Here is a 19,221-nt window from a genome sequence, read left to right as displayed (position 1 = left end):
ACGACACACAGGAGTAGACGTGATCCAGCAGGAGTCGCGGCTCAAGGTCGCCGACAACACGGGTGCCAAGGAGATTCTTTGCATCCGCGTGCTCGGCGGCTCGGGTCGGCGCTACGCGGGAATCGGCGACATCATCGTGGGCACGGTGAAGGACGCCATTCCCGGCGGAGGCGTTAAGAAAGGCGACGTTGTCAAGGCTGTCGTGGTGCGCACCGTGAAGGAGCGCCGCCGCCCCGACGGCTCCTACATCCGCTTCGACGAGAACGCCGCGGTCATCATCAAGGACAGCGGTGACCCCCGGGGCACCCGCATCTTCGGCCCGGTGGGCCGTGAACTGCGCGACAAGAAGTTCATGCGCATCATCTCGCTCGCGCCGGAGGTGCTGTGATGCCGAAGCTGCACGTGAAGAAGGGCGACCTCGTCCAGGTCATCGCCGGCAAGGACAAGGGCGCCAAGGGCCGGATCATCGCCGCCTACCCGCGTGACGAGCGCGTGGTGGTCGAGGGCGTCAACATGATCAAGAAGCACTCCAAGGTCACCAACCAGGGACCGCGCGGCGCCAAGGAAGGCGGCGTGCAGACCATGGAGGCTCCCATCCACGTGAGCAACGTGAAGAAGCTCAAGGATGACGAGAAGAAGCCCGAGAAGAAGGCCGCCGACAAGGGCGACGCCGAGGCGACGGGTGAGGACAGCTGATGACCGCCACGACTGAAGAGCGCACCGTTCCGCGCCTCAAGCAGCGCTACCGCGAGGAGATCATCGCGAAGCTGCGCGAGGAGTTCGGCATCGAGAACATCATGCAGGTGCCCACGATCACCAAGATCAAGGTGAACATGGGTGTCGGTGAGGCCGCCCGCGACTCGAAGCTCATCGAGGGCGCCGTTCGCGACCTGACCGCGATCACCGGCCAGAAGCCGGCCGTCGCCCGCGCCCGCAAGTCCATCGCGCAGTTCAAGCTGCGCGAGGGCATGCCGATCGGCGCGCACGTGACGCTGCGCGGCGACCGCATGTGGGAGTTCCTCGACCGCCTGCTGTCGCTGGCGCTGCCGCGTATCCGGGACTTCCGTGGTCTGTCGCCGAAGCAGTTCGACGGCAACGGCAACTACACCTTCGGCCTCACCGAGCAGGTCATGTTCCACGAGGTCGACCAGGACAAGGTGGACCGGCAGCGGGGCATGGACATCACGGTCGTGACCACCGCGAAGAACGACGAGCAGGGCCGGGCGCTGCTGAAGCTCCTCGGTTTCCCCTTCAAGGAGGCCTGATCATGGCGAAGACGTCGCTGAAGGTCAAGGCAGCGCGCAAGCAGAAGTTCGAGGTCCGGGCGTACACTCGGTGCTCGCGCTGCGGTCGTCCCCGCGCTGTCTACCGCAAGTTCGGGCTGTGCCGGGTGTGCTTCCGCGAGATGGCGCACCGGGGCGAGCTGCCCGGCATCACGAAGTCGAGCTGGTAAGCCCTCCGCGGGCCAGCCGTACAGAAGTCATATCAACCGGGCGCTGATCGCAGCGCCCACGACCACACCGAAGGTCCCATCGGGAAACCGCGGTGAGGAAGGCCACCGGCCATGACGATGACCGACCCGATCGCAGACATGCTGACGCGTCTGCGTAACGCGAACTCGGCCTATCACGACACCGTGAGCATGCCTTACTCCAAGATCAAGGCACACATCGCGGAGATCCTCCAGCAGGAGGGCTACATCCAGGGCTGGAGCGTCGAGGACGCGAAGGTTGGCAAGAACCTCGTGATGGAGCTGAAGTTCGGCCCCAGCCGCGAGCGCGCCATCGCAGGCCTGCGCCGGGTGTCGAAGCCCGGTCTGCGGGTCTATGCAAAGAAGGACAACCTGCCCCGAGTTCTGGGCGGTCTGGGCGTCGCGATCATCTCGACGTCCGGCGGTCTGATGACGGACCGGCAGGCGAGCAAGCGTGGAGTGGGCGGGGAAGTCCTCGCCTACGTCTGGTAACGAGGGGAGGCACTCAGCATGTCGCGAATCGGACGGCTGCCCATCCCCGTACCGGCGGGTGTCGACATCACGATCGACGGCCGGGAAGTCCAGGTCAAGGGGCCCAAGGGCACGCTCACTCACACGGTCGCCGAGCCCATCGAGGTCTCGCGCGGCGAGGACGGCACTATCACCGTCACCCGCCCGAACGACGAGAACAAGGTTCGTGCGCTGCACGGGCTGTCCCGCACGCTTATCTCCAACATGGTGGCGGGTGTCACGCAGGGCTACACGAAGACGCTCGAGATCGTCGGCGTCGGTTACCGCGTCCAGGCCAAGGGCCCGACGGAGCTGGAGTTCTCGCTGGGCTTCAGCCACCCGGTGATCATCAAGGCTCCCGAGGGCGTCAGCTTCCGCGTCGAGAGGCCGACCCTGTTCCACGTGGACGGCATCGACAAGCAGCGGGTCGGCGAGGTCGCCGCCAACATCAGGAAGCTGCGCAAGCCGGACCCGTATAAGGGCAAGGGCGTGCGCTACCAGGGCGAGGTTGTCCGCCGCAAGGTCGGAAAGGCTGGTAAGTAGGCATGGCTGGAAAGACTGCGTTCGGCAAGCACACGGCCGCCCGCACGGTCTCCCGGGCTCGCCGGCACCACCGTGTCCGCAAGAACGTCTTCGGCACTGCCGAGCGTCCGCGCCTGGTCGTCAACCGGTCGACCCGTCACCTGTTCGTGCAGATCGTCGACGACACTCAGGGCCACACGCTGGTGAGCGCCTCCACCATGGAGGTCTCGCTGCGCGGTGCCGAGGGTGACAAGACCGAGAAGGCGAAGAAGGTCGGCGAGCTTCTCGCTCAGCGGGCCAAGACCGCCGGGATCACCGCTGTCGTGTTCGACCGCGGTGGCAACCGCTACGCGGGGCGCATCGCCGCTCTCGCGGACAGCGCCCGTGAAGGCGGGCTGGAGTTCTGATGACTCCGGCCCATGGGTCGCGACTGACGGCCCATCCAAAGAGCAACGAGAAGAGGAACCACTGATGGCTGCAGCTCCGCGTCGCGGTGCCGGCGGCGGTGGCGAGCGGCGTGACCGTCGTGATGACCGCCGCGGTGGCGCCGCAGACAAGGGCGTCTCGTACATCGAGCGCGTCGTAAAGATCAACCGAGTGGCCAAGGTCGTCCAGGGCGGTCGGCGCTTCAGCTTCACCGCGCTGGTCATCGTCGGCGACGGCAACGGTCTCGTCGGGGTCGGCTACGGCAAGGCCAAGGAGGTGCCCGCGGCGATCGCCAAGGGCGTCGAGGAGGCCAAGAAGCACTTCTTCAAGGTTCCGCGCATCCAGGGCACCATCCCGCACCCGGTGCAGGGCGAGGACGCCGCCGGCGTCGTCCTCCTGCGTCCGGCCTCGCCCGGTACGGGCGTCATCGCGGGTGGCCCGGTTCGCGCGGTCCTGGAGTGCGCCGGGATCCACGACGTGCTGTCCAAGTCGCTCGGCTCGGACAACCCGATCAACATCGTGCACGCCACCGTGGCCGCTCTGAAGGGCCTCAGCAGGCCCGAGGAGATCGCCGCCCGTCGTGGTCTGCCGATCGAGGACGTCGCTCCCAAGGCGATGCTGAAGGCTCGCGCGGAGGGCCTGGCCGAGGCTGCGGCGGCCGCGAAGGCGGTGAGCTAGTGATGGCTCGTCTGAAGATCACCCAGACCCGGTCCAAGATCGGTGGCCAGCAGAACCAGCGTGAGTCGCTGCGTTCGCTGGGTCTGAAGCGAATCGGCGACGTCGTCGTCAAGGAGGACCGCCCGGAGATCCGGGGCATGGTCGCCAAGGTGTCGCACCTCGTCGTGGTTGAGGAGGTCGACTAGTCATGACCGAGAACGCTCCGCTCAAGATCCACGACCTCCGTCCGGCCCCCGGCTCCAACAAGGCCAAGACCCGCAAGGGCCGTGGCGAGGGCTCCAAGGGCAAGACGGCCGGCCGGGGCACCAAGGGCACCAGGGCCCGTACGGCTGTGATGCCGGGCTTCGAGGGTGGCCAGGTCCCGCTCCAGCGGCGGCTGCCGAAGCTGAAGGGCTTCTCCAACGCCCTGTTCAAGACGACCTACCAGGTCGTCAACCTGGACAGGCTCGGGGAGCTGTTCCCCCAGGGCGGCGACGTCACGCTCGACGCCCTGGTGGTCAAGGGTGCGGTCCGTAAGAACCAGCCCGTCAAGGTGCTGGGCACCGGCGAGATCTCCGTGGCGCTGAACGTGCAGGCGCACGCCTTCTCCGCCAGTGCGAAGGAGAAGATCGCCGCGGCCGGTGGCTCGGTTTCCGAGCTGTAGGCATGACGCTGCGCGAGGCGCGGAGGTTCGTTATGAGCCTCCGCGCCCGTAGTGCGTTAGAGTTCGCCTGGCACGGGGGTCCACCCGTGTCCGACCAAGCACTCTGGCAGGAAGACATGTCGATGGACGCCTTGCGGGCCATCGCCGACCGTTACCGCGTCACTGGCGCGCAGGAGGGACCGTGCTGACCGCGATTACCCGGGCGTTCCGAACGCCTGACCTGCGCAAGAAGCTGCTTTTCACACTGGGCATCATCGTGCTGTTCCGGCTTGGCTCGGTGCTTCCCACCCCGGGCGTGAACGCCCGGAACGTGGCCCTGTGTCTTGAGCAGGCCCAGGCGGGAGACGCTGCCAACATCTACGGGATGGTGCAGCTCTTCAGCGGCGGCGCCCTGTTGAAACTTTCAGTGTTCGCGCTCGGCATCATGCCGTACATCACCGCGAGCATCATCCTGCAGCTGCTGACGGTGGTGATCCCGCGGCTCGAGGCCCTCAAGAAGGAGGGCCAGGCCGGTACGGCGAGGATTACGCAGTACACCCGTTACCTGACCATCGGGCTGGCGGTGCTGCAGTCCACCGCGTTCGTCGCGCTGGCCCGCAGCGGGCAGCTCTTCCAGAACTGTAACCAGGAGATCCTGCTCAGCCAGGACGTCTTCCCGCTGATCACCATGGTCGTCACGATGACCGCCGGCACCGCCGTGATCATGTGGCTGGGCGAGCTGGTGACCGACCGCGGCGTCGGCAACGGCATGTCGATCCTGATCTTCACCCAGGTCATCGCGGTGTTCCCGTCGGAGCTCGTGAACATCTTCCGGCAGAGCCCGTTCAAGTTCGTCGTCGTGATGGTCGTCGGCGTCGTGATGATCGGCGTCGTCGTGTTCATCGAGCAGGCGCAGCGCCGGGTCCCTGTGCAGTACGCCAAGCGGATGGTCGGCCGTCGCATGTACGGCGGCACCTCGACCTACATCCCGCTCAAGGTGAACCAGGCCGGCATCATCCCGGTCATCTTCGCCTCGTCGCTGCTCTACCTGCCGCAGCTTCTGGTCACGCTGTTCGGCAACAGCCAGAAGCCCAACGTGGTCGTCGAGTGGCTGGCCCAGAACATGATCAGGGGCGACCACCCCATCTACATGGCCACGTTCTTCCTGCTGATCGTCTTCTTCACGTACTTCTACGTGTCCATCACTTTCAACCCCCCTGAAGTGGCTGACAACATGAAGAAGTACGGTGGGTTCATCCCGGGCATCCGTCCGGGCCGGCCGACCGCTGAGTACCTGAGCTACGTGCTCAACAGGCTCACGGCCGCGGGCGCTCCGTATCTGGGTGTGATCTCGCTCATCCCGATCATCGCGCTGGCGGTGGCCGGTGCGAGCCAGAACTTCCCGTTCGGAGGGACCAGCATTCTGATCATGGTTGGTGTTGGTCTGGACACGGTCAAGCAGATCGAGAGCCAGCTTCAGCAGCGCAACTACGAGGGCTTCCTGAGATAGTGCGCGTCGTCCTGGTTGGGCCCCCCGGAGCGGGTAAGGGGACGCAGGCCCAGTTCATCGCTTCGCACCTGTCGATCCCGAAAATCTCGACAGGCGACATCTTCCGTGCCAACGTCTCGGGCGGCACGGAGCTCGGCAAGCTCGCCAAGGAGTACATGGACCGCGGTGACCTCGTCCCCGACGAGGTGACCGTGGCCATGGTCCGCGACCGGCTGGCGGAGGACGACGCGCAGGAGGGCTTCCTCCTGGACGGCTTTCCCCGCAACGTGCCCCAGGCCGAGGTCCTCAAGAAGATGCTGGCCGAGTTCGGCACGGCGCTCGACGTTGTCCTCAACCTGGTCGTCGAGGACGACGAGGTCGTCCGGCGGCTGGCGGGCCGTCGTACGTGCCGTTCCTGCGGCAAGGTGTGGCATGTCGTGTTCGACCCGCCCGCCGTGGAGGGTGTCTGCGACGCCTGCGGCGGGGAGCTCTTCCAGCGGGACGACGATCGTGAGGAGACCATCAGGCGGCGCCTGGAGGTCTACCAGGAGCAGACGGCGCCGCTGATCTCGTTCTACGCCGACGAGGGGATTCTGCAGGGGGTCGACGCGACCGGGCCGGTCGAGGAGATCACTCAGCGGGCGATGTCGGCGCTGCGGCGGTTCGCCGACTGATTCATTACCGCAGCCGGGAACGCCACTCCAGTGCATGGGGTGGCGTTCAGGCTTATATGGGACAATTTCGAGAGGGGGTGCGACACGTGTTCAAGAAGAACCGGCACGGAATCCAGATCAAAGGCGCCGAGCAACTGGAGAAGATGCGTGCGGCCGGCCTGGTCGTCGCCCGGACGCTGGAGCTGCTCCGGACGTCGGTCCGGCCCGGGATGACGCCGCTCGACCTCGACGCCATCGCCGAGGAGGCCATCAGGGGCGAGGGCGCGATCCCGTCCTTCAAGGGCTACCAGGGCTTCCCCGCCACGATCTGCGCTTCCGTGAACGATGAGGTCGTGCACGGCATCCCCACCGACCGTCGCCCGTTCCGCGAGGGCGACATCATCTCGATCGACTGCGGCGCGATCCTCGACGGGTGGCACGGCGACTCGGCGATCACCGTCGGGATCGGCGAGGTCGACCCCGCGCTGACCGAGCTCATGCGGGTGACCGAGGAGGCCATGTGGCGCGGCATCGCCGCCCTGCGGGTCGGGGGGCACCTGTCCGACATCGGCCACCAGATCGAGCAGTACGTGCGCTCTCAGGGCCGCTACGGCATCCCTCAGGAGTACGGCGGCCACGGCATCGGCACCGAGATGCACATGGACCCCTGGGTGGCCAACCACGGCAGGCCGGGGCGCGGCCCCCGCTTCGAGGCCGGCATGTGCTTCGCGATCGAGCCGATGGTGAACCTCGGCACCGACCGCACCAAGGTGCTGGCCGACGACTGGACGGTCGTGACGCTCGACGGCCGCGCCTCGGCCCACTTCGAGCACAGCGTCGCGGTGACGGAGAACGGCCCCCTGGTCCTCACGGCGCTCGACGGCGGAGCCTCCCGCTTCCCCGGCGTCGCCGTGGACGCGGGTGAGAGCGCCTCCTGAACCGGCGCCCGTTCCGGCGGCGCGTGAACGATAATGGTCGTATCGCTCGAAAGACCAGGAGATGGTGATGGCGGCAGCGCCGGAGATGCGGGCCTCCGACGGCGACCGTGACCGGGTCGCCGCGGCACTGCGCGAGCACGTGGCCGAGGGCAGGCTCACCATCGACGAGTTCAACGAGCGGCTGGAGCAGGTCTACCAGAGCCGTACGTACGGGGAACTGGCCAGGCTCACCTACGATCTGCCGGAGATCGACCTGCACCGGCTGCCCGCCGCGACAGAGTCCGTGCAACGACCCCATCCCGCCCGGCCTGACGACAAGGCCCGCAGCCTGAAGGGCGCGTGGAGCGCCTGGGCGGCCGCCAGCGGCGTGAGCTGGATGATCTGGCTCATCACCACCGTCGCTTCAGGTCATTTCATTCCTCCGTGGCCGATGTGGGTCATGGGCCCCTGGGGCGTCATCCTCCTCATCAACACGATCGCCAGTGCGGGCGGGCGATCCCGGGGCGGCGCCTGAGCGTTCTTTGCCGGCGGACCGCCGTCGCGGGAGCCTCGGGCGGGTAGATGTCCGGTGTCGCGACGCACGGCCCGCTCGGGCCGTGCCCCCCGCGGTGCTCAGTCCGCACCCACCCGCCCCGGCATTTCGGCGGTGCCGGGCGGGGGGTGCGGCGGCTTCCCCCCGGAAGCCGGCACGAGGAACGGCCGGGCGCCGCATTCGCCTAATACCCCCGCGGGGGGTACCCTGTGATCTGGTTGTGTCGGGACCCCTGCCGTCGTTTCGCAATTCGGCCCGGGTTGTCGTACACTCCTTTGTCGGTTCACTATGACCTTTGCGCCTAGGCGGCCTTGCTGGTCGCCGCTCTCTGGAAGCGCCCGAAGGTCGCGGCTGCTTAGTGTTCCGAAGCCTCTGACGATCCGATCTGTGAAACGCGAGGGCCATGGCCAAGAAAGACGGCGCCATCGAGATTGAGGGCACTGTTATTGAGTCGCTCCCGAACGCCATGTTCCGGGTGCAACTCGACAACGGTCACAAGGTCCTGGCCCACATCAGTGGGCGGATGCGGATGCACTACATCAGGATCCTGCCCGACGACCGGGTGGTCGTGGAGTTGAGCCCCTACGACCTGAGTCGCGGACGGATCGTCTACCGGTACAAGTAGCCCCCCCGCCAGCGGGGACGGGCCGTATGCGGAACGAATAAGGACTATGAAGGTCAAGCCGAGCGTCAAGAAGATCTGCGACAAGTGCAAGGTGATTCGCCGGCACGGTCGCGTCATGGTGATCTGCGACAACCTGCGCCACAAGCAGCGCCAGGGCTGAGCCCAGCTCTCAGTACGTCGCCACCAGGCCCCTGCTGAGTCCGCCCCTGTGGCGGGCTCGACCGCGTGCGGGCCGGAACAACGAAATCGCGCCACACGCCCGCGCAGGCGGCCTCCGCGAGGAGTCCGTACCACGCGGGAGACCCCCGGTCGGAGGCCGGGGCCCTCGCCCGGGCATGGGAGGGGAAGTGTGGCGCCAGACCTCCGCCACACTGAAGGAGAATGCCCGACCATGGCCCGCCTGGTTGGCGTCGACCTCCCCCGCGACAAGCGGCTGGAGATCGCTCTCACCTACATTTTCGGAATCGGCCGCACCCGCGCCAAGGAGATCCTTGACGCGACCGGCATCAGCCCCGACCTGCGCGTCCACCAGCTCACGGACGCCGAGCTCGTCCCGATGCGTGACTACATCGAGGCGAACTACAAGATCGAGGGTGACCTCCGCCGCGAGGTTCAGGCCGACATCCGTCGCAAGATCGAGATCGGCTGCTACCAGGGCATCCGGCACCGCAAGGGGCTGCCTGTCCACGGTCAGCGGACGCAGACGAACGCGCGCACCCGTAAGGGTAAGAAGAAGACCGTCGCCGGCAAGAAGAAGCCGGGCAAGAAGTAGTCCTTAGCAGCCACATTTCCAGGAGTTAGCGCTTCAATGCCGCCGAAGAGCCGCCAGGGCGCACCGAAGAAGGTGCGCCGCAAGGAAAAGAAGAACGTCGCTCACGGGCACGCCCACATCAAGAGCACGTTCAACAACACGATCGTTTCGATCACCGACCCGAACGGGAACGTGATCTCCTGGGCCAGCGCCGGCCACGTCGGGTTCAAGGGCTCCCGCAAGTCCACCCCGTTCGCCGCGCAGATGGCTGCCGAGAACGCCGCCCGCCGCGCCATGGAGCACGGCATGCGCAAGGTCGACGTCTTCGTCAAGGGTCCCGGCTCCGGCCGTGAGACCGCGATCCGTTCGCTGCAGGCGACCGGCCTCGAGGTCGGGTCCATCCAGGACGTGACCCCGGTCCCGCACAACGGCTGCCGTCCGCCCAAGCGCCGTCGCGTCTGAGCTCAGGAGAGTAGAGAGAAATGGCTCGTTACACGGGTCCGGACTGCAAGCTCTGCCGCCGTGAGAAGACCAAGCTCTTCCTCAAGGGCAAGAAGTGCGAGTCCGCCAAGTGCCCCATCGAGATCCGCCCGTACCCGCCGGGTGAGCACGGCCGCGGCCGTCCGAAGGAGTCGGAGTACCAGCTCCAGCTCCGTGAGAAGCAGAAGACCCGCCGCATCTACGGCGTCCTCGAGAAGCAGTTCCACAACTACTACGAGGAAGCCAACCGCAAGGCGGGCAAGACGGGTGAGAACCTCCTCCAGATCCTGGAGAGCCGTCTCGACAACGTGGTCTACCGCGCCGGCTTCGCCGAGTCGCGTGACGCGGCCCGCCAGCAGGTGCGCCACGGCCACTTCCTCGTGAACGGCAAGAAGGTCGACATCCCGTCGTACCGCGTGCGCGAGCACGACATCATCGAGGTCCGCGAGAAGTCGCGCAACCTCCTTCCGTACGAGGTGGCCCGCGCGACCGCCGGCGACAAGACCGTTCCGGCCTGGCTGGGCGTCTCCGCCGACAACATGCGCATCCTCGTGCACCAGCTCCCGGTCCGCCAGCAGATCGACACGCTGGTCCAGGAGCAGCTGATCGTCGAGCTCTACTCCAAGTAGTAGGGCCCCGGCATTAAATGACGCCGTACGGCCGGTACACTCCCGGCCGTACGGCATCATGGTTGTAGGCGAGCGGCGTCAAATAGCGGGCGTCGCCGTAACCTAGGGACCTCTCGTCCATCGTGACGGGGGCGTCCCGGATCCAGGAGATCCTGATGCTCATCGCACAGCGCCCGAGCCTCCAGGAGGAGTCGCTCGAGGAGCACCGGTCCAGGTTCATCATCGAGCCGCTCGAGCCGGGCTTCGGCTACACCATCGGCAACTCGCTGCGGCGCACGCTGCTGTCCTCCATTCCGGGGGCGGCGGTCACCAGCATCCGTATCGAGGGCGTGCTCCACGAGTTCTCGACCGTGCCCGGGGTCAAGGAAGACGTCACCGACATCATCCTGAACCTCAAGTCGCTGGTCGTCTCGTCCGAGCACGACGAGCCCGTGGTGATGTACCTGCGCAAGCAGGGCCCGGGTGAGGTCACCGCCGCCGACATCGCGCCTCCGGCCGGCGTCGAGGTGCACAACCCCGACCTGCACATCGCCACGCTGAACGGCAAGGCGAAGCTGGAGATGGAGCTGACCGTCGAGCGCGGCCGCGGCTACGTCTCCGCCGCCCAGAACAAGCAGCCTGGCCAGGAGATCGGCCGGATTCCGATCGACTCGATCTACTCTCCGGTCCTCAAGGTCACCTACAAGGTCGAGGCCACCCGTGTCGAGCAGCGCACGGACTTCGACCGCCTGATCCTCGACGTCGAGACCAAGCCGTCCATGAAGCCCCGCGACGCGGTGGCCTCGGCCGGCAAGACCCTGGTCGAGCTGTTCGGCCTGGCCCGTGAGCTCAACGTCGAGGCCGAGGGCATCGACATCGGCCCGTCGCCGACGGACGCGGCTCTCGCGGCCGACCTGGCGCTGCCGATCGAGGAGCTCAACCTCACCGTCCGTTCGTACAACTGCCTCAAGCGCGAGGGCATCCACACCGTGGGTGAGCTCGTCGCCCGCAGCGAGCAGGACCTGCTGGACATCCGCAACTTCGGCGCCAAGTCGATCGAAGAGGTCAAGCAGAAGCTGCACGAGATGGGTCTGGCTCTCAAGGACTCCCCGCCCGGGTTCGACCCCTCCGCCGTCGCCGGCGGCGGGTACGACGACGAGGACGGCGGGTTCATCGAGACCGAGCAGTACTGATCGCCCGTCTCCGAGCAGCGGCACCACCGTCTCGTGCCGCCCGTCCAGGGCGGCATGAGGCGGCGATGACAAGTCACGACCGGTACGCCGGTCGGCCCGACCCCGGTACCTGACACGGCCGGAGCGGGTTATCCATGAGGAGCATGAAATGCCCAAGCCCACCAAGGGCGCCCGTCTCGGTGGCAGCCCGTCCCACGAGCGGCTGATCCTGGCGAACCTCGCCACGGCGCTGTTCCAGAACGGCCGGATCACCACCACCGAGGCCAAGGCCAGGCGTCTCCGCCCGCTCGCGGAGAAGCTGATCACCAAGGCGAAGAAGGGCGACATCCACAACCGTCGCCAGGTGCTGACGGTCGTCCGCGACAAGGGCGTCGTCCACCACCTCTTCACCGAGATCGCCCCGACGTACGCCGAGCGTCCCGGTGGCTACACCCGGATCACCAAGCTCGGCCCGCGTAAGGGCGACGCCGCTCCGATGGCGGTCATCGAGCTGGTCACCGAGCAGCTGAACCCGGTCAGGGTCTCCCGCACGGCTCAGGCCGCGCCCGCCGCCGAGGCCGCTCCGGCCGCCGCGGAGGCCGAGGAGACGCCGGCGGCGCAGGACGAGGCCGCCGAGAGCACCACCGCCGAGGCCCCCGAGGCCGCTCCGGCGGAGGGTGACAAGAAGGACGAGGCCTGATCCCAGGCTCTGTGAGCGGGCTCAGTTTCCCTTCCGGGGATGCTGGGCCCGCTCTTCGTTTGTGCACCGTACGAGGCACCGTACGAGGGATGGCGTGGAGCGAGAACTGCGGCTGAGGCTGGACCTGGGCTACGACGGCACGGACTTCTCCGGCTGGGCGCGCCAGCCGGGGCGGCGCACCGTGCAGGGGGAGATCGAGGACGCGCTGGGCCGCGTCCTCCGGCTGGACGCCCCGCCGTCGCTCACCGTCGCGGGCCGCACCGACGCGGGCGTCCACGCGAGGGGACAGGTCGCGCACGTCGACGTCCCGCTCGCCGCGCTGGCCGCCGCGTCGTCCGGGCGCGCCCCCGTCCCCGAGGAGCCGGAACGGGCGTGGGAGGAGCGCGGCGCTGAGTGGCTCGCTGTGCTGACGAGGCGGCTGGCCGGTGTGCTGCCCCTCGACGTGCGGGTGCACGCCGTCAGCGTGGCGCCCGCGGGCTTCGACGCCCGGTTCTCCGCGCTGTCGCGCCGGTACGGCTACCGCGTCGGCGACGCCCCCGGCGGGGTGGACCCGCTGCGGCGGCGTGAGGTGCTGTGGTACGCCCGGCCGCTTGACGTGGACCTGCTGAACGCGGCGGCCGCCCGCCTGCTGGGCGAGCACGACTTCGCCGCCTTCTGCCGCAGGCGCGAGGGCGCCACCACGATCCGCGAGCTGCAGCGGCTCGACTGGGTCAGGGGCGAGGACGGGATCCTCCTCGCGACCGTGGTGGCCGACGCCTTCTGTCACTCGATGGTCCGGGCGCTGGTCGGCTCGCTGCTGACCGTGGGGGAGCGCAGGCGGCCCGTCGAGTGGCCCGCCGAGGTGCTGGGGAGAGCCGTACGGGACTCGGGTGTGCACGTCGCGCCCGCGCACGGTCTCACGCTCGAAGAGGTGCGCTACCCCGGGGCGGAGGAACTGGCGCGGCGGGCCGCCGCCACCCGCCGCGTGCGAACTCTGAGCACCTGACCGTCGGTCGTGGAGGTCGCCGGGGCCGGCCGGAGCCGCCCCGCGGCGCGTGACCCCCGTACGGACGGGAGGCCACGCGCCGTGATCGTCAGCGTGAGGCGCGCTTCTCGATCACCTTCGCCATGTTGTCCCGGAAGGCGCCGCTGATCGGCGCGAGGTTCTTGTCGTTCGCGTCCGGGGTGTGCCCGTCGGCGTAGGTGGCGTAGCTGAACACGATGTAGCGTCCCCACACCATGCCCGCGGCGTAGCCGCCGGAGATCGTCACCTTGTCCGCCCGGCTCTTCTTGTCGCCGTCGAGGCCGCGGAACCAGACGTTCGTGCCGAGATCCTTGGCCTGGTCCACGGCGAGGGCCTCGGTCTTGCCGGGCAGCACGGCGATGCCCGCGGTCACCGCGTACTGGTGCTTGCCGTCCACGTAGGTGGCCCTGAGCACCCTGCGGCACTGCTGCTCGGCGAGGGCCTGCGCGAACGCGCCCACCGCAGCCTTCCCGCAGTCGTCGGTCACGTCGACCGTGACGCGGCGGTACGTCCGGCCCGCAAGCGTCACCTTCTCGTCCGGGAACGCCTCTGTCGGCTTCAGGGTCTTGGGATCGGTCTGCTCGGAGTCGAGGATGGCCGAGGAGACCGTGGAGGCCGGCGTCGGCTCGTCGGAGGGGGGCGGGGCGGCGGTGGTGGCGGCCGGCGTACGGGCGGCCTGGTCGCCGTCCGGCTCGCCCGCGTAGGCGAAGTAGGCCGCGGTGCCGATGGCCCCCACGACGACGACCGCGCCGGCGGCCATCAGGATCCGCTTGACCTTTCCGCCGGAGGGGGGAGAGCCGGCGGAGTCCAGCCTCGCCGGGAGGTTGCCGGGGGTGGAGGGATCGGGCCCGAATCCGGGTGGAGGCGTCGGCTTGCCCGCCTTGGCCGGGGTCACCGGCGTGAACGCGAACGGAGTCTCACCGGTCGGCTGCGAGGGCGAACCGGTCGTGGGAGAGGTTGTCGCCATCTGTCCTGAACTGGGGTCGGGGGAGTCCGCCCCGATGGCGCCGTCGCTCGCGGACGGGCCCGGTGGCGGCGTGTCGGATGGCGCCGCACCCGGGGGCGCGGCGGATGGCGGGACATCCGAGGGGGACGCCGCGGACGGCGACTGGGACGGTGACGGAGACGCGGTCTGACCCTGCGCCTCGTCCTGTCTCCCCAGTGGTGTCCCGTACGGTGCGCTGTCCTGCGCCTGACCAGGCGCGATCGATGTCTGCGTGGGCGGTCGGAACGGCTCCTCGTGCTGCGGCGGGAGCAGCGGCTGCGTGGTCCTGTCGTGCGCCGGGTGCTGCGGTTCGCTGTGCGGAGTGCTCTGTTCTGAATGCGTGAAGGCCTGGCCGGGCTCGTACGGTGTGCCGGGCAGCGGGAGCCCCTCGACGGGGGTCACCGCATGGGCGATCTCGGCCCCGAAGCCCTCGGGCGGCCCGGCATGACCCGGCCCGGCATGACCCGGCCCGGCGTGACCCGGCCCGGCGTGACCCGGCACGGTCTGATCCGTCTGATCCGGTGCGGCGGGATACGACGCCGTAGCGTCCTGCCCGGAACCGCCCGATGCGAGGGCGTCCGGCTGTCCCGGTCCTCCGGCGGGCGAGCCGCCGTCGGCAGGCATGCCGGCGTGACGCGGCGCGTCCCCGGGTGCGCCGGTGTGCTGTGGCACGGCGACGTGGCCGGGCGCGGTGGGGTCGTCGGGCGCGCTGAGATGGCCCGGCGCGGTGGGGTCGTCGGATGCGGTGGGGTGCTCGGGCGTGCCGGTGGGAGTGCGCGCGTCGCCGGGCGTGCCGCCTGGCGCGCCCGCCCTGTCGCCGGACGGGCCCTCGGACGCCTGCAGGGTGCCGGGCTCGTCCTGATAGGCGTTCGTGGGGGGCCAGGAGGTGCCTGCGGGCAGCTCCCCCTGCGGGTATGGCTCGCCCGGCAGCCGCGGCGGCCACACGGGCACGTCTCCGGGCTCCCCGGGGCGGATCGCCTCCGGGGGCACGGCTCCCTGCCCGTACGCCTCCGGATGCGCGGGCGCGAAGTCCTGGCCGGGCTGCGGCACGTACTGGGGCCCGTTCTGGGGCCCGTACTGCGGCCCGTTCTGGGGCCCGTACTGCGGCGGGGCGGCGGGTGGATACCCCTGGTGGGGCGCCGGGGCCTGGGACCAGGCCTCCCCGCCGGACGGCTGGCCCGAGGCGGGGGCAGGCCCCCACTCGCCGAACGTCGGCACGCCGGGCGCCGTCTCGCCGGGCTGGGCGGCCCAGGGACCACCGGCGTTCTGCTGATCCGGCCCGTACGCGGCCGGTGCCGGAGGCGGGCCGCCGGGCTGCGACCAGGCGGGGGACCCGGCCGGGCCCTGCCACGCCCCGCCCTGAGATCCGTCGTCGTAGGGCGAGGGGGACGCGCCGAAGGCGCCGGGCCCGGCCGGTGCGCCGCCCGGCGGGGCCGTCCAGGGTGCGGGGACGGTGTCACCCGTCCCGGCCTGGGGGGATCCCTGCGGCCACTGCGACTCGTTGCCGGAGTAGGGCCAGGAGGTGACGCCGCCGGGCTGCGCGCCGGCTTGAGGACCGGGTTGGGGACCGGCTTGAGGACCGGGCTGCGCGCCGGGATCGCCGACGGGGGCCGGCCACATCTGCGGACCTCCCCCGCCCGCCGAGGGCGGCTCCTGCTGCCACGGCTGCGGGGCCGAGCCCGGGGGCGGCTCCCAGGCCTGCGTTCCCGGACCCTGCGGAGGCCAGGGCTGCGCTCCCGGGTCGGCCGGTGGCTGCCACGCCGGGTTCGGCCCCTGCGCGGGCGGCTGCCATGCGTGCGTCCCGGGGCCGTGGACGGGCTGCTGCGGGCCCGGAGGCGGGGGAACCTGCGGGTACGCCGGGCCGCCCGCGTTCTGCGCGGGTTGCCAGGGCGGCGCGCCCGGGCCCTGCGGGTGCTCCCAGCGTGCGGCGTTCGGGTCGGCCGGAGGCTGCCACGTGTGGACGCCCTGGCCCTCGGGCTGCCACGAGGGCTCGCCCGGGCCCTGCGGGGGCTGGTGCGGGTGCTGCGGGGGCTGGTGCGGGTGCTCCCAGTGCGCGGCGTTCGGGTCGGCCGGAGGCTGCCACGCGTGGACGCCCTGGCCCTCGGGCTGCCACGAGGGCCCGCCCGGGCCCGGCGCGGGCGGCTGGGGATGGGCGGCGTGTTCCGCCGGAGGCTGCCATGGAGGCGTGACCGGAGCCGGGGGCTGCCAGGCGGGCGGGCCATACCCGGGATGTCCCTGGGCGCCGTGGCCGGGCTGCTGCCAGTCGCCTGGGCCCGGCGGCTGCCACGAGTGGATGCCCTGGCCCTCCGGCTGCTGCCAGGTGGGCGTGCCGGCGCCGTATGCGGGCTGCGGAGGCACGACGCCGGGACCGGCCCCATGACCGGCTCCGTGACCGGCTTCGTGACCGGCGCCGGGATGCGGCTCGCCGGGGCCGGGCAGGCCGAGGGCCTCGTCGCCGGGGCGGCGCGGCGCGGGAAGGTTCCCGGCGTCCCCCGATACCCCGTGGTCACCGGATGCTCCGGCGTCCCCCGGCATGCCGGCATCGCCGGGCATCCCGGCGTCTCCCGGTGCCCCCGGCGTTCCAGGGGCGGCGGGGGCGGCGGGCGGAGGGCCGTACGCCGGAACGGCTCTGAACCTGTTCGTGCTCTCCGGGTCGTTGTCGGGGGGTTCCTGCGCCCCGAGACCGCCGGGCAGCCCGAACCTGGTCGGGTAGGGCACGGCTGGAGACCGGTCCGCCGCACCCGCGGCGTCCGGGGCCCAGGCCGTCCCGTCGTCCGCCGGGGGCTGACCGAACCCGGGCGGGGTCTGGCCGAAGCTCGGAGGTGGCGTCGGAGGTGTCGCCGAGCCCTCGGCGTCCGCCTCGGGGCGGGCCCACGCCGTTTCGTGTTCGTGCTCGGAACCGGAATCCTTGCCACGCATAGCCGGAAGCGTAACGGCGCGGGCGCGATCGGCGTGCCCCTATGGGCGTTTCGGTCCGTGCCGCCCCAGGTCGCCCACCGTCCTCCACCTCAGGGAACGGCTGGCCTCATCTGGGGCCACCGTTCAAAGAACGGGTGTCGAGGGCAGGGAAAACAGTCGCGTCGGTGACGTCCACCGCTGTCTGGTAGAGCCGTTTCAGCTCGTTCTTGGCTGGTTTGTGGCCATCCTTGAACTGGAACCAGAGCAGCACCGCGTAGTGGCCGTGGGTCCAGCCGCCCGCGTACGCCTCACCGGTGCCGAGGTGCTTGGTGGCCTCGTCCTTGCCCGGCAGCGGCTTGAGGTAGTCCTTGCGCTCGCCGCCGCCCCCCGCGGAGGCGACCTTCTTCGCCGTGGCGGAGGTCTTGAGGTTGGCGACACCCACGGTGCCGATGACCGTGCCCTTGGAGTCCGCGAAGCTCGCCCGCAGCAGTTGCGTGCACCCGCCCGCCTTGAGCGCCTTGGTGATTTTGTCGCCGGTGACGCCGTCCGCACACTTTTTCTCCTTGCGGTACGCGGTGCGGACGTATGAACGCTTGTTCTTGACGAATTTGCTCTTCGCGAACAGTTCTCGCAGCGACAGCGGGCTTTTGTCGGTCGTCCGTGAGGCGGTGTAGCCGAACTTGCCGGGGGGCCCCTCGGAGACGAGCGGTTCCGAGGGGCGGACGGTGGGCGTCGGGGCGGCGACCGGCGGCTTCTCGGTGCGCGCGGCGTACCACAGACCGGTGAACAGCGCCCCGATCAAGAGCAGGAGGGCGAGGCCGAGCGCCCAGGGGCGACGCCACCAGGGGCCCTTCGCGTCCGGATCCCACACGGGCTCCGGCGGCGCAGGCACCCGCGGTGCCGTCGGCTGCCGTCGCCGCGCATCCCAGTCGCCGCCCGCCTGGCCGCCCGTCTGGCCGCCCGAGGAGGACGCGTACGCCCCGGAGGGGGCCCCGTACGGGCCGGAGGCGAGCTCCTCCGCACCGCGGGGGCCGTCCTGCTCGAAGGGCCCGCGCCCGGTGTACGGCGGCTGCTCGGGCTGCTGCTGGTAGGCCTGCTGCTGGTAGGCCTGGGACGGCGCCTGCTCGGGCTCGTACGGCGAGCGCTCATGTGGCGAGCGTTCGTACGGCGAGCGCTCATACGGCGATTGCTCGCGGGCGTACGGTGACGGCTCGCGCTGGTACGGCGGCTGCCCCCCGCCGTAGGGAGGCACGTCGCGACGGCCGGCGAGAGGCGAGTCGTCCCACCCGGAGTACGGCGGCAGGTCCCGCCTGCGGGGATCCGGGGGATGATGCGGCGGAGGTGGTTGCTGGTCGCCGGGATAACCCATGGCGCTGAGATTAGTCGGCTATCTGGACAGATGAGGAAGGGTCAGGAATACCCGAAGTCCTCGGTCCACCATGGACCGCCCTCGCCCATGCTCACTCCGACCCCGGTCGCGACCAGGCCGCAGTTGAGCAGCGTGGCGCGGTCGCTGCGCCCGGCCATCCAGCCGCGTACGACCGTCTGGGCGGTCTGATAGCCCCTCGCGATCGTCTCGGCACCGCCCTCGGAGTAGCCCGCCGCGCCCATGCGGTCCCAGGGGGAGGCGCCGCCGGGGGAGCTGTGCCGGAACAGCCTGCTCGACGCCATCTCGTCCGAGTGCGCGCGGGCGGACTCCACCAGGCGCGGGTCCACGCGCAGCGGCCGGCAGCCGTGCTTGCGGCGCTCGGCGTTGACCAGGCGCACGACCTCGGCCTCCATCGAGGCGGCCCGCATCGAGTCGGCGTCGTACTCGTCGCCGCCGCCGTCCCCTCCGGGAGTGATGACGGTGTGCCGCGAGCCGCTGTCGGAGCCGTCGATCAGCGTGGAGGGCGGCTTCTCCTTGCGGGGGCGGCGCTGCGGCACCTGCCGGGGGGTGACCGGAGCCACGGTGCCCAGCACGTGGTCGAGGGTGGGCCGGTCGCGCGGCTCCGCGCCCGCCGCCATCACGCTCGACGACGGGGACGGCTCGGCCTCGCGCAGATAGACGCCGTCGACCACGCTCGATCTGGCGCTCATCCTGCCGATTACGACGCCGGTGAGCAGGATGGCCACCGCGCACGCCAGCAGACCCATCTGAGTCCCCCGTAGGGGGCCA

Annotated in this window: 25 protein-coding genes; 22 read left to right on the top strand and 3 right to left on the bottom strand. The window is 70.0% G+C overall.

Features of this window, described 5'->3' with window-relative positions:
• Positions 1–19: 19 nt before the first annotated feature.
• The 22 genes from rplN (at position 20) to truA (ending at position 13,162) form a co-directional block, all read left to right on the top strand.
• Positions 20–388, top strand: coding sequence for a 50S ribosomal protein L14 (gene rplN / locus ACIBK1_RS21890; RefSeq protein ID WP_030508330.1), 369 nt, complete (start codon positions 20–22; stop codon positions 386–388).
• Positions 389–396: 8 nt separating this feature from the next.
• Positions 397–696 (top strand): 50S ribosomal protein L24, encoded by a 300-nt coding sequence (rplX, locus tag ACIBK1_RS21885; RefSeq protein WP_143734084.1) that lies wholly within the window; start codon positions 397–399, stop codon positions 694–696.
• The gene (gene rplE / locus ACIBK1_RS21880; protein ID WP_030508332.1) at positions 696–1,265 is read left to right on the top strand and encodes a 50S ribosomal protein L5; all 570 of its coding nucleotides are present in this window, start codon (positions 696–698) and stop codon (positions 1,263–1,265) included. Before rplX ends, rplE begins: the two co-directional genes overlap by 1 nt.
• 2 nt (positions 1,266–1,267) lie before the next feature.
• A complete protein-coding gene (locus ACIBK1_RS21875) occupies positions 1,268–1,453 on the top strand; it encodes a type Z 30S ribosomal protein S14 (protein ID WP_030451489.1) in 186 nt (61 codons plus the stop codon).
• Between the two features lie 111 nt (positions 1,454–1,564).
• Positions 1,565–1,963: a 30S ribosomal protein S8 gene (gene rpsH, locus ACIBK1_RS21870; RefSeq protein ID WP_030508333.1), complete on the top strand. Its 399-nt coding sequence runs from the start codon at positions 1,565–1,567 to the stop codon at positions 1,961–1,963.
• Between the two features lie 18 nt (positions 1,964–1,981).
• Positions 1,982–2,524, top strand: coding sequence for a 50S ribosomal protein L6 (gene rplF / locus ACIBK1_RS21865; protein WP_030508334.1), 543 nt, complete (start codon positions 1,982–1,984; stop codon positions 2,522–2,524).
• A 2-nt stretch (positions 2,525–2,526) separates the two neighbouring features.
• Positions 2,527–2,910, top strand: a complete 384-nt coding sequence (gene rplR, locus ACIBK1_RS21860; RefSeq protein WP_030508335.1) for a 50S ribosomal protein L18 — start codon at positions 2,527–2,529, stop codon at positions 2,908–2,910.
• 64 nt (positions 2,911–2,974) lie between these two features.
• Positions 2,975–3,607: a 30S ribosomal protein S5 gene (rpsE, locus tag ACIBK1_RS21855; protein WP_030508336.1), complete on the top strand. Its 633-nt coding sequence runs from the start codon at positions 2,975–2,977 to the stop codon at positions 3,605–3,607.
• Between the two features lie 2 nt (positions 3,608–3,609).
• Positions 3,610–3,792 carry a 50S ribosomal protein L30 gene (rpmD, locus tag ACIBK1_RS21850; protein ID WP_030508337.1) on the top strand — a complete coding sequence of 61 codons (183 nt, stop codon included), beginning with the start codon at positions 3,610–3,612 and terminating at the stop codon, positions 3,790–3,792.
• A gap of 2 nt (positions 3,793–3,794) precedes the next feature.
• Positions 3,795–4,250 (top strand): 50S ribosomal protein L15, encoded by a 456-nt coding sequence (gene rplO / locus ACIBK1_RS21845; RefSeq protein ID WP_396737240.1) that lies wholly within the window; start codon positions 3,795–3,797, stop codon positions 4,248–4,250.
• A gap of 181 nt (positions 4,251–4,431) precedes the next feature.
• Positions 4,432–5,739 carry a preprotein translocase subunit SecY gene (gene secY / locus ACIBK1_RS21840; RefSeq protein ID WP_030508340.1) on the top strand — a complete coding sequence of 436 codons (1,308 nt, stop codon included), beginning with the start codon at positions 4,432–4,434 and terminating at the stop codon, positions 5,737–5,739.
• Positions 5,739–6,392 (top strand): adenylate kinase, encoded by a 654-nt coding sequence (locus ACIBK1_RS21835; RefSeq protein WP_030508341.1) that lies wholly within the window; start codon positions 5,739–5,741, stop codon positions 6,390–6,392. The genes secY and ACIBK1_RS21835 overlap by 1 nt, the downstream gene beginning before the upstream one ends.
• An 86-nt stretch (positions 6,393–6,478) precedes the next feature.
• Entirely contained in the window at positions 6,479–7,309 is an 831-nt protein-coding gene (map, locus tag ACIBK1_RS21830; RefSeq protein WP_030508342.1) for a type I methionyl aminopeptidase, read from the top strand.
• A 67-nt stretch (positions 7,310–7,376) separates the two neighbouring features.
• Positions 7,377–7,823: a DUF1707 SHOCT-like domain-containing protein gene (locus tag ACIBK1_RS21825; protein WP_036406737.1), complete on the top strand. Its 447-nt coding sequence runs from the start codon at positions 7,377–7,379 to the stop codon at positions 7,821–7,823.
• A 421-nt stretch (positions 7,824–8,244) separates the two neighbouring features.
• Complete coding sequence (infA, locus tag ACIBK1_RS21820; RefSeq protein ID WP_030508344.1) at positions 8,245–8,466, top strand: translation initiation factor IF-1; 222 nt, start codon at positions 8,245–8,247, stop codon at positions 8,464–8,466.
• Positions 8,467–8,512: 46 nt separating this feature from the next.
• Positions 8,513–8,626, top strand: a complete 114-nt coding sequence (gene rpmJ / locus ACIBK1_RS21815) for a 50S ribosomal protein L36 (RefSeq protein WP_003956441.1) — start codon at positions 8,513–8,515, stop codon at positions 8,624–8,626.
• A gap of 231 nt (positions 8,627–8,857) precedes the next feature.
• Positions 8,858–9,238 (top strand): 30S ribosomal protein S13, encoded by a 381-nt coding sequence (gene rpsM, locus ACIBK1_RS21810; protein WP_030508345.1) that lies wholly within the window; start codon positions 8,858–8,860, stop codon positions 9,236–9,238.
• Positions 9,239–9,274: 36 nt separating this feature from the next.
• The gene (gene rpsK / locus ACIBK1_RS21805; RefSeq protein ID WP_020542285.1) at positions 9,275–9,679 is read left to right on the top strand and encodes a 30S ribosomal protein S11; all 405 of its coding nucleotides are present in this window, start codon (positions 9,275–9,277) and stop codon (positions 9,677–9,679) included.
• A gap of 20 nt (positions 9,680–9,699) precedes the next feature.
• On the top strand, positions 9,700–10,326 hold the full coding sequence (rpsD, locus tag ACIBK1_RS21800) for a 30S ribosomal protein S4 (RefSeq protein ID WP_030508346.1): 627 nt from the start codon (positions 9,700–9,702) through the stop codon (positions 10,324–10,326).
• Between the two features lie 155 nt (positions 10,327–10,481).
• Positions 10,482–11,498 (top strand): DNA-directed RNA polymerase subunit alpha, encoded by a 1,017-nt coding sequence (locus ACIBK1_RS21795; protein ID WP_030508347.1) that lies wholly within the window; start codon positions 10,482–10,484, stop codon positions 11,496–11,498.
• Positions 11,499–11,646: 148 nt separating this feature from the next.
• Complete coding sequence (gene rplQ / locus ACIBK1_RS21790; protein ID WP_076432516.1) at positions 11,647–12,177, top strand: 50S ribosomal protein L17; 531 nt, start codon at positions 11,647–11,649, stop codon at positions 12,175–12,177.
• 94 nt (positions 12,178–12,271) lie between these two features.
• A complete protein-coding gene (gene truA / locus ACIBK1_RS21785; protein WP_396737235.1) occupies positions 12,272–13,162 on the top strand; it encodes a tRNA pseudouridine(38-40) synthase TruA in 891 nt (296 codons plus the stop codon).
• Positions 13,163–13,250: 88 nt separating this feature from the next.
• Here truA and ACIBK1_RS21780 read toward each other — a convergent pair whose 3' ends face one another.
• The 3 genes from ACIBK1_RS21780 to ACIBK1_RS21770 all read right to left on the bottom strand — a co-directional run bounded on the left by ACIBK1_RS21780 (position 13,251) and on the right by ACIBK1_RS21770 (position 19,199).
• Entirely contained in the window at positions 13,251–17,084 is a 3,834-nt protein-coding gene (locus tag ACIBK1_RS21780) for a hypothetical protein (RefSeq protein WP_396737232.1), read from the bottom strand.
• Between the two features lie 106 nt (positions 17,085–17,190).
• Positions 17,191–18,432 carry a hypothetical protein gene (locus ACIBK1_RS21775; RefSeq protein WP_396737229.1) on the bottom strand — a complete coding sequence of 414 codons (1,242 nt, stop codon included), beginning with the start codon at positions 18,430–18,432 and terminating at the stop codon, positions 17,191–17,193.
• Positions 18,433–18,473: 41 nt separating this feature from the next.
• A complete protein-coding gene (locus tag ACIBK1_RS21770; RefSeq protein WP_396737226.1) occupies positions 18,474–19,199 on the bottom strand; it encodes a CAP domain-containing protein in 726 nt (241 codons plus the stop codon).
• Positions 19,200–19,221 lie beyond the last annotated feature (22 nt).

The sequence above is a fragment of the Microbispora rosea genome, assembly GCF_044460045.1.
GTDB classification, from domain to species: domain Bacteria; phylum Actinomycetota; class Actinomycetes; order Streptosporangiales; family Streptosporangiaceae; genus Microbispora; species Microbispora rosea.
This window is presented reverse-complemented; position numbering and strand designations above follow the sequence as displayed.

Bases quoted from the DNA above. Each gene is read 5' to 3' on its own strand.
- rplE (WP_030508332.1), top strand. From the start codon at position 696: ATGACCGCCACGACTGAAGAGCGCACCGTTCCGCGCCTCAAGCAGCGC.
- ACIBK1_RS21875 (WP_030451489.1), top strand. From the start codon at position 1,268: ATGGCGAAGACGTCGCTGAAGGTCAAGGCAGCGCGCAAGCAGAAGTTC.
- rpsH (WP_030508333.1), top strand. From the start codon at position 1,565: ATGACGATGACCGACCCGATCGCAGACATGCTGACGCGTCTGCGTAAC.
- rplF (WP_030508334.1), top strand. From the start codon at position 1,982: ATGTCGCGAATCGGACGGCTGCCCATCCCCGTACCGGCGGGTGTCGAC.
- rplR (WP_030508335.1), top strand. From the start codon at position 2,527: ATGGCTGGAAAGACTGCGTTCGGCAAGCACACGGCCGCCCGCACGGTC.
- rpsE (WP_030508336.1), top strand. From the start codon at position 2,975: ATGGCTGCAGCTCCGCGTCGCGGTGCCGGCGGCGGTGGCGAGCGGCGT.
- rpmD (WP_030508337.1), top strand. From the start codon at position 3,610: ATGGCTCGTCTGAAGATCACCCAGACCCGGTCCAAGATCGGTGGCCAG.
- rplO (WP_396737240.1), top strand. From the start codon at position 3,795: ATGACCGAGAACGCTCCGCTCAAGATCCACGACCTCCGTCCGGCCCCC.
- ACIBK1_RS21825 (WP_036406737.1), top strand. From the start codon at position 7,377: ATGGCGGCAGCGCCGGAGATGCGGGCCTCCGACGGCGACCGTGACCGG.
- infA (WP_030508344.1), top strand. From the start codon at position 8,245: ATGGCCAAGAAAGACGGCGCCATCGAGATTGAGGGCACTGTTATTGAG.
- rpmJ (WP_003956441.1), top strand. From the start codon at position 8,513: ATGAAGGTCAAGCCGAGCGTCAAGAAGATCTGCGACAAGTGCAAGGTG.
- rpsM (WP_030508345.1), top strand. From the start codon at position 8,858: ATGGCCCGCCTGGTTGGCGTCGACCTCCCCCGCGACAAGCGGCTGGAG.
- rpsK (WP_020542285.1), top strand. From the start codon at position 9,275: ATGCCGCCGAAGAGCCGCCAGGGCGCACCGAAGAAGGTGCGCCGCAAG.
- rpsD (WP_030508346.1), top strand. From the start codon at position 9,700: ATGGCTCGTTACACGGGTCCGGACTGCAAGCTCTGCCGCCGTGAGAAG.
- ACIBK1_RS21795 (WP_030508347.1), top strand. From the start codon at position 10,482: ATGCTCATCGCACAGCGCCCGAGCCTCCAGGAGGAGTCGCTCGAGGAG.
- rplQ (WP_076432516.1), top strand. From the start codon at position 11,647: ATGCCCAAGCCCACCAAGGGCGCCCGTCTCGGTGGCAGCCCGTCCCAC.
- ACIBK1_RS21780 (WP_396737232.1), bottom strand. From the start codon at position 17,084: ATGCGTGGCAAGGATTCCGGTTCCGAGCACGAACACGAAACGGCGTGG.
- ACIBK1_RS21775 (WP_396737229.1), bottom strand. From the start codon at position 18,432: ATGGGTTATCCCGGCGACCAGCAACCACCTCCGCCGCATCATCCCCCG.
- ACIBK1_RS21770 (WP_396737226.1), bottom strand. From the start codon at position 19,199: ATGGGTCTGCTGGCGTGCGCGGTGGCCATCCTGCTCACCGGCGTCGTA.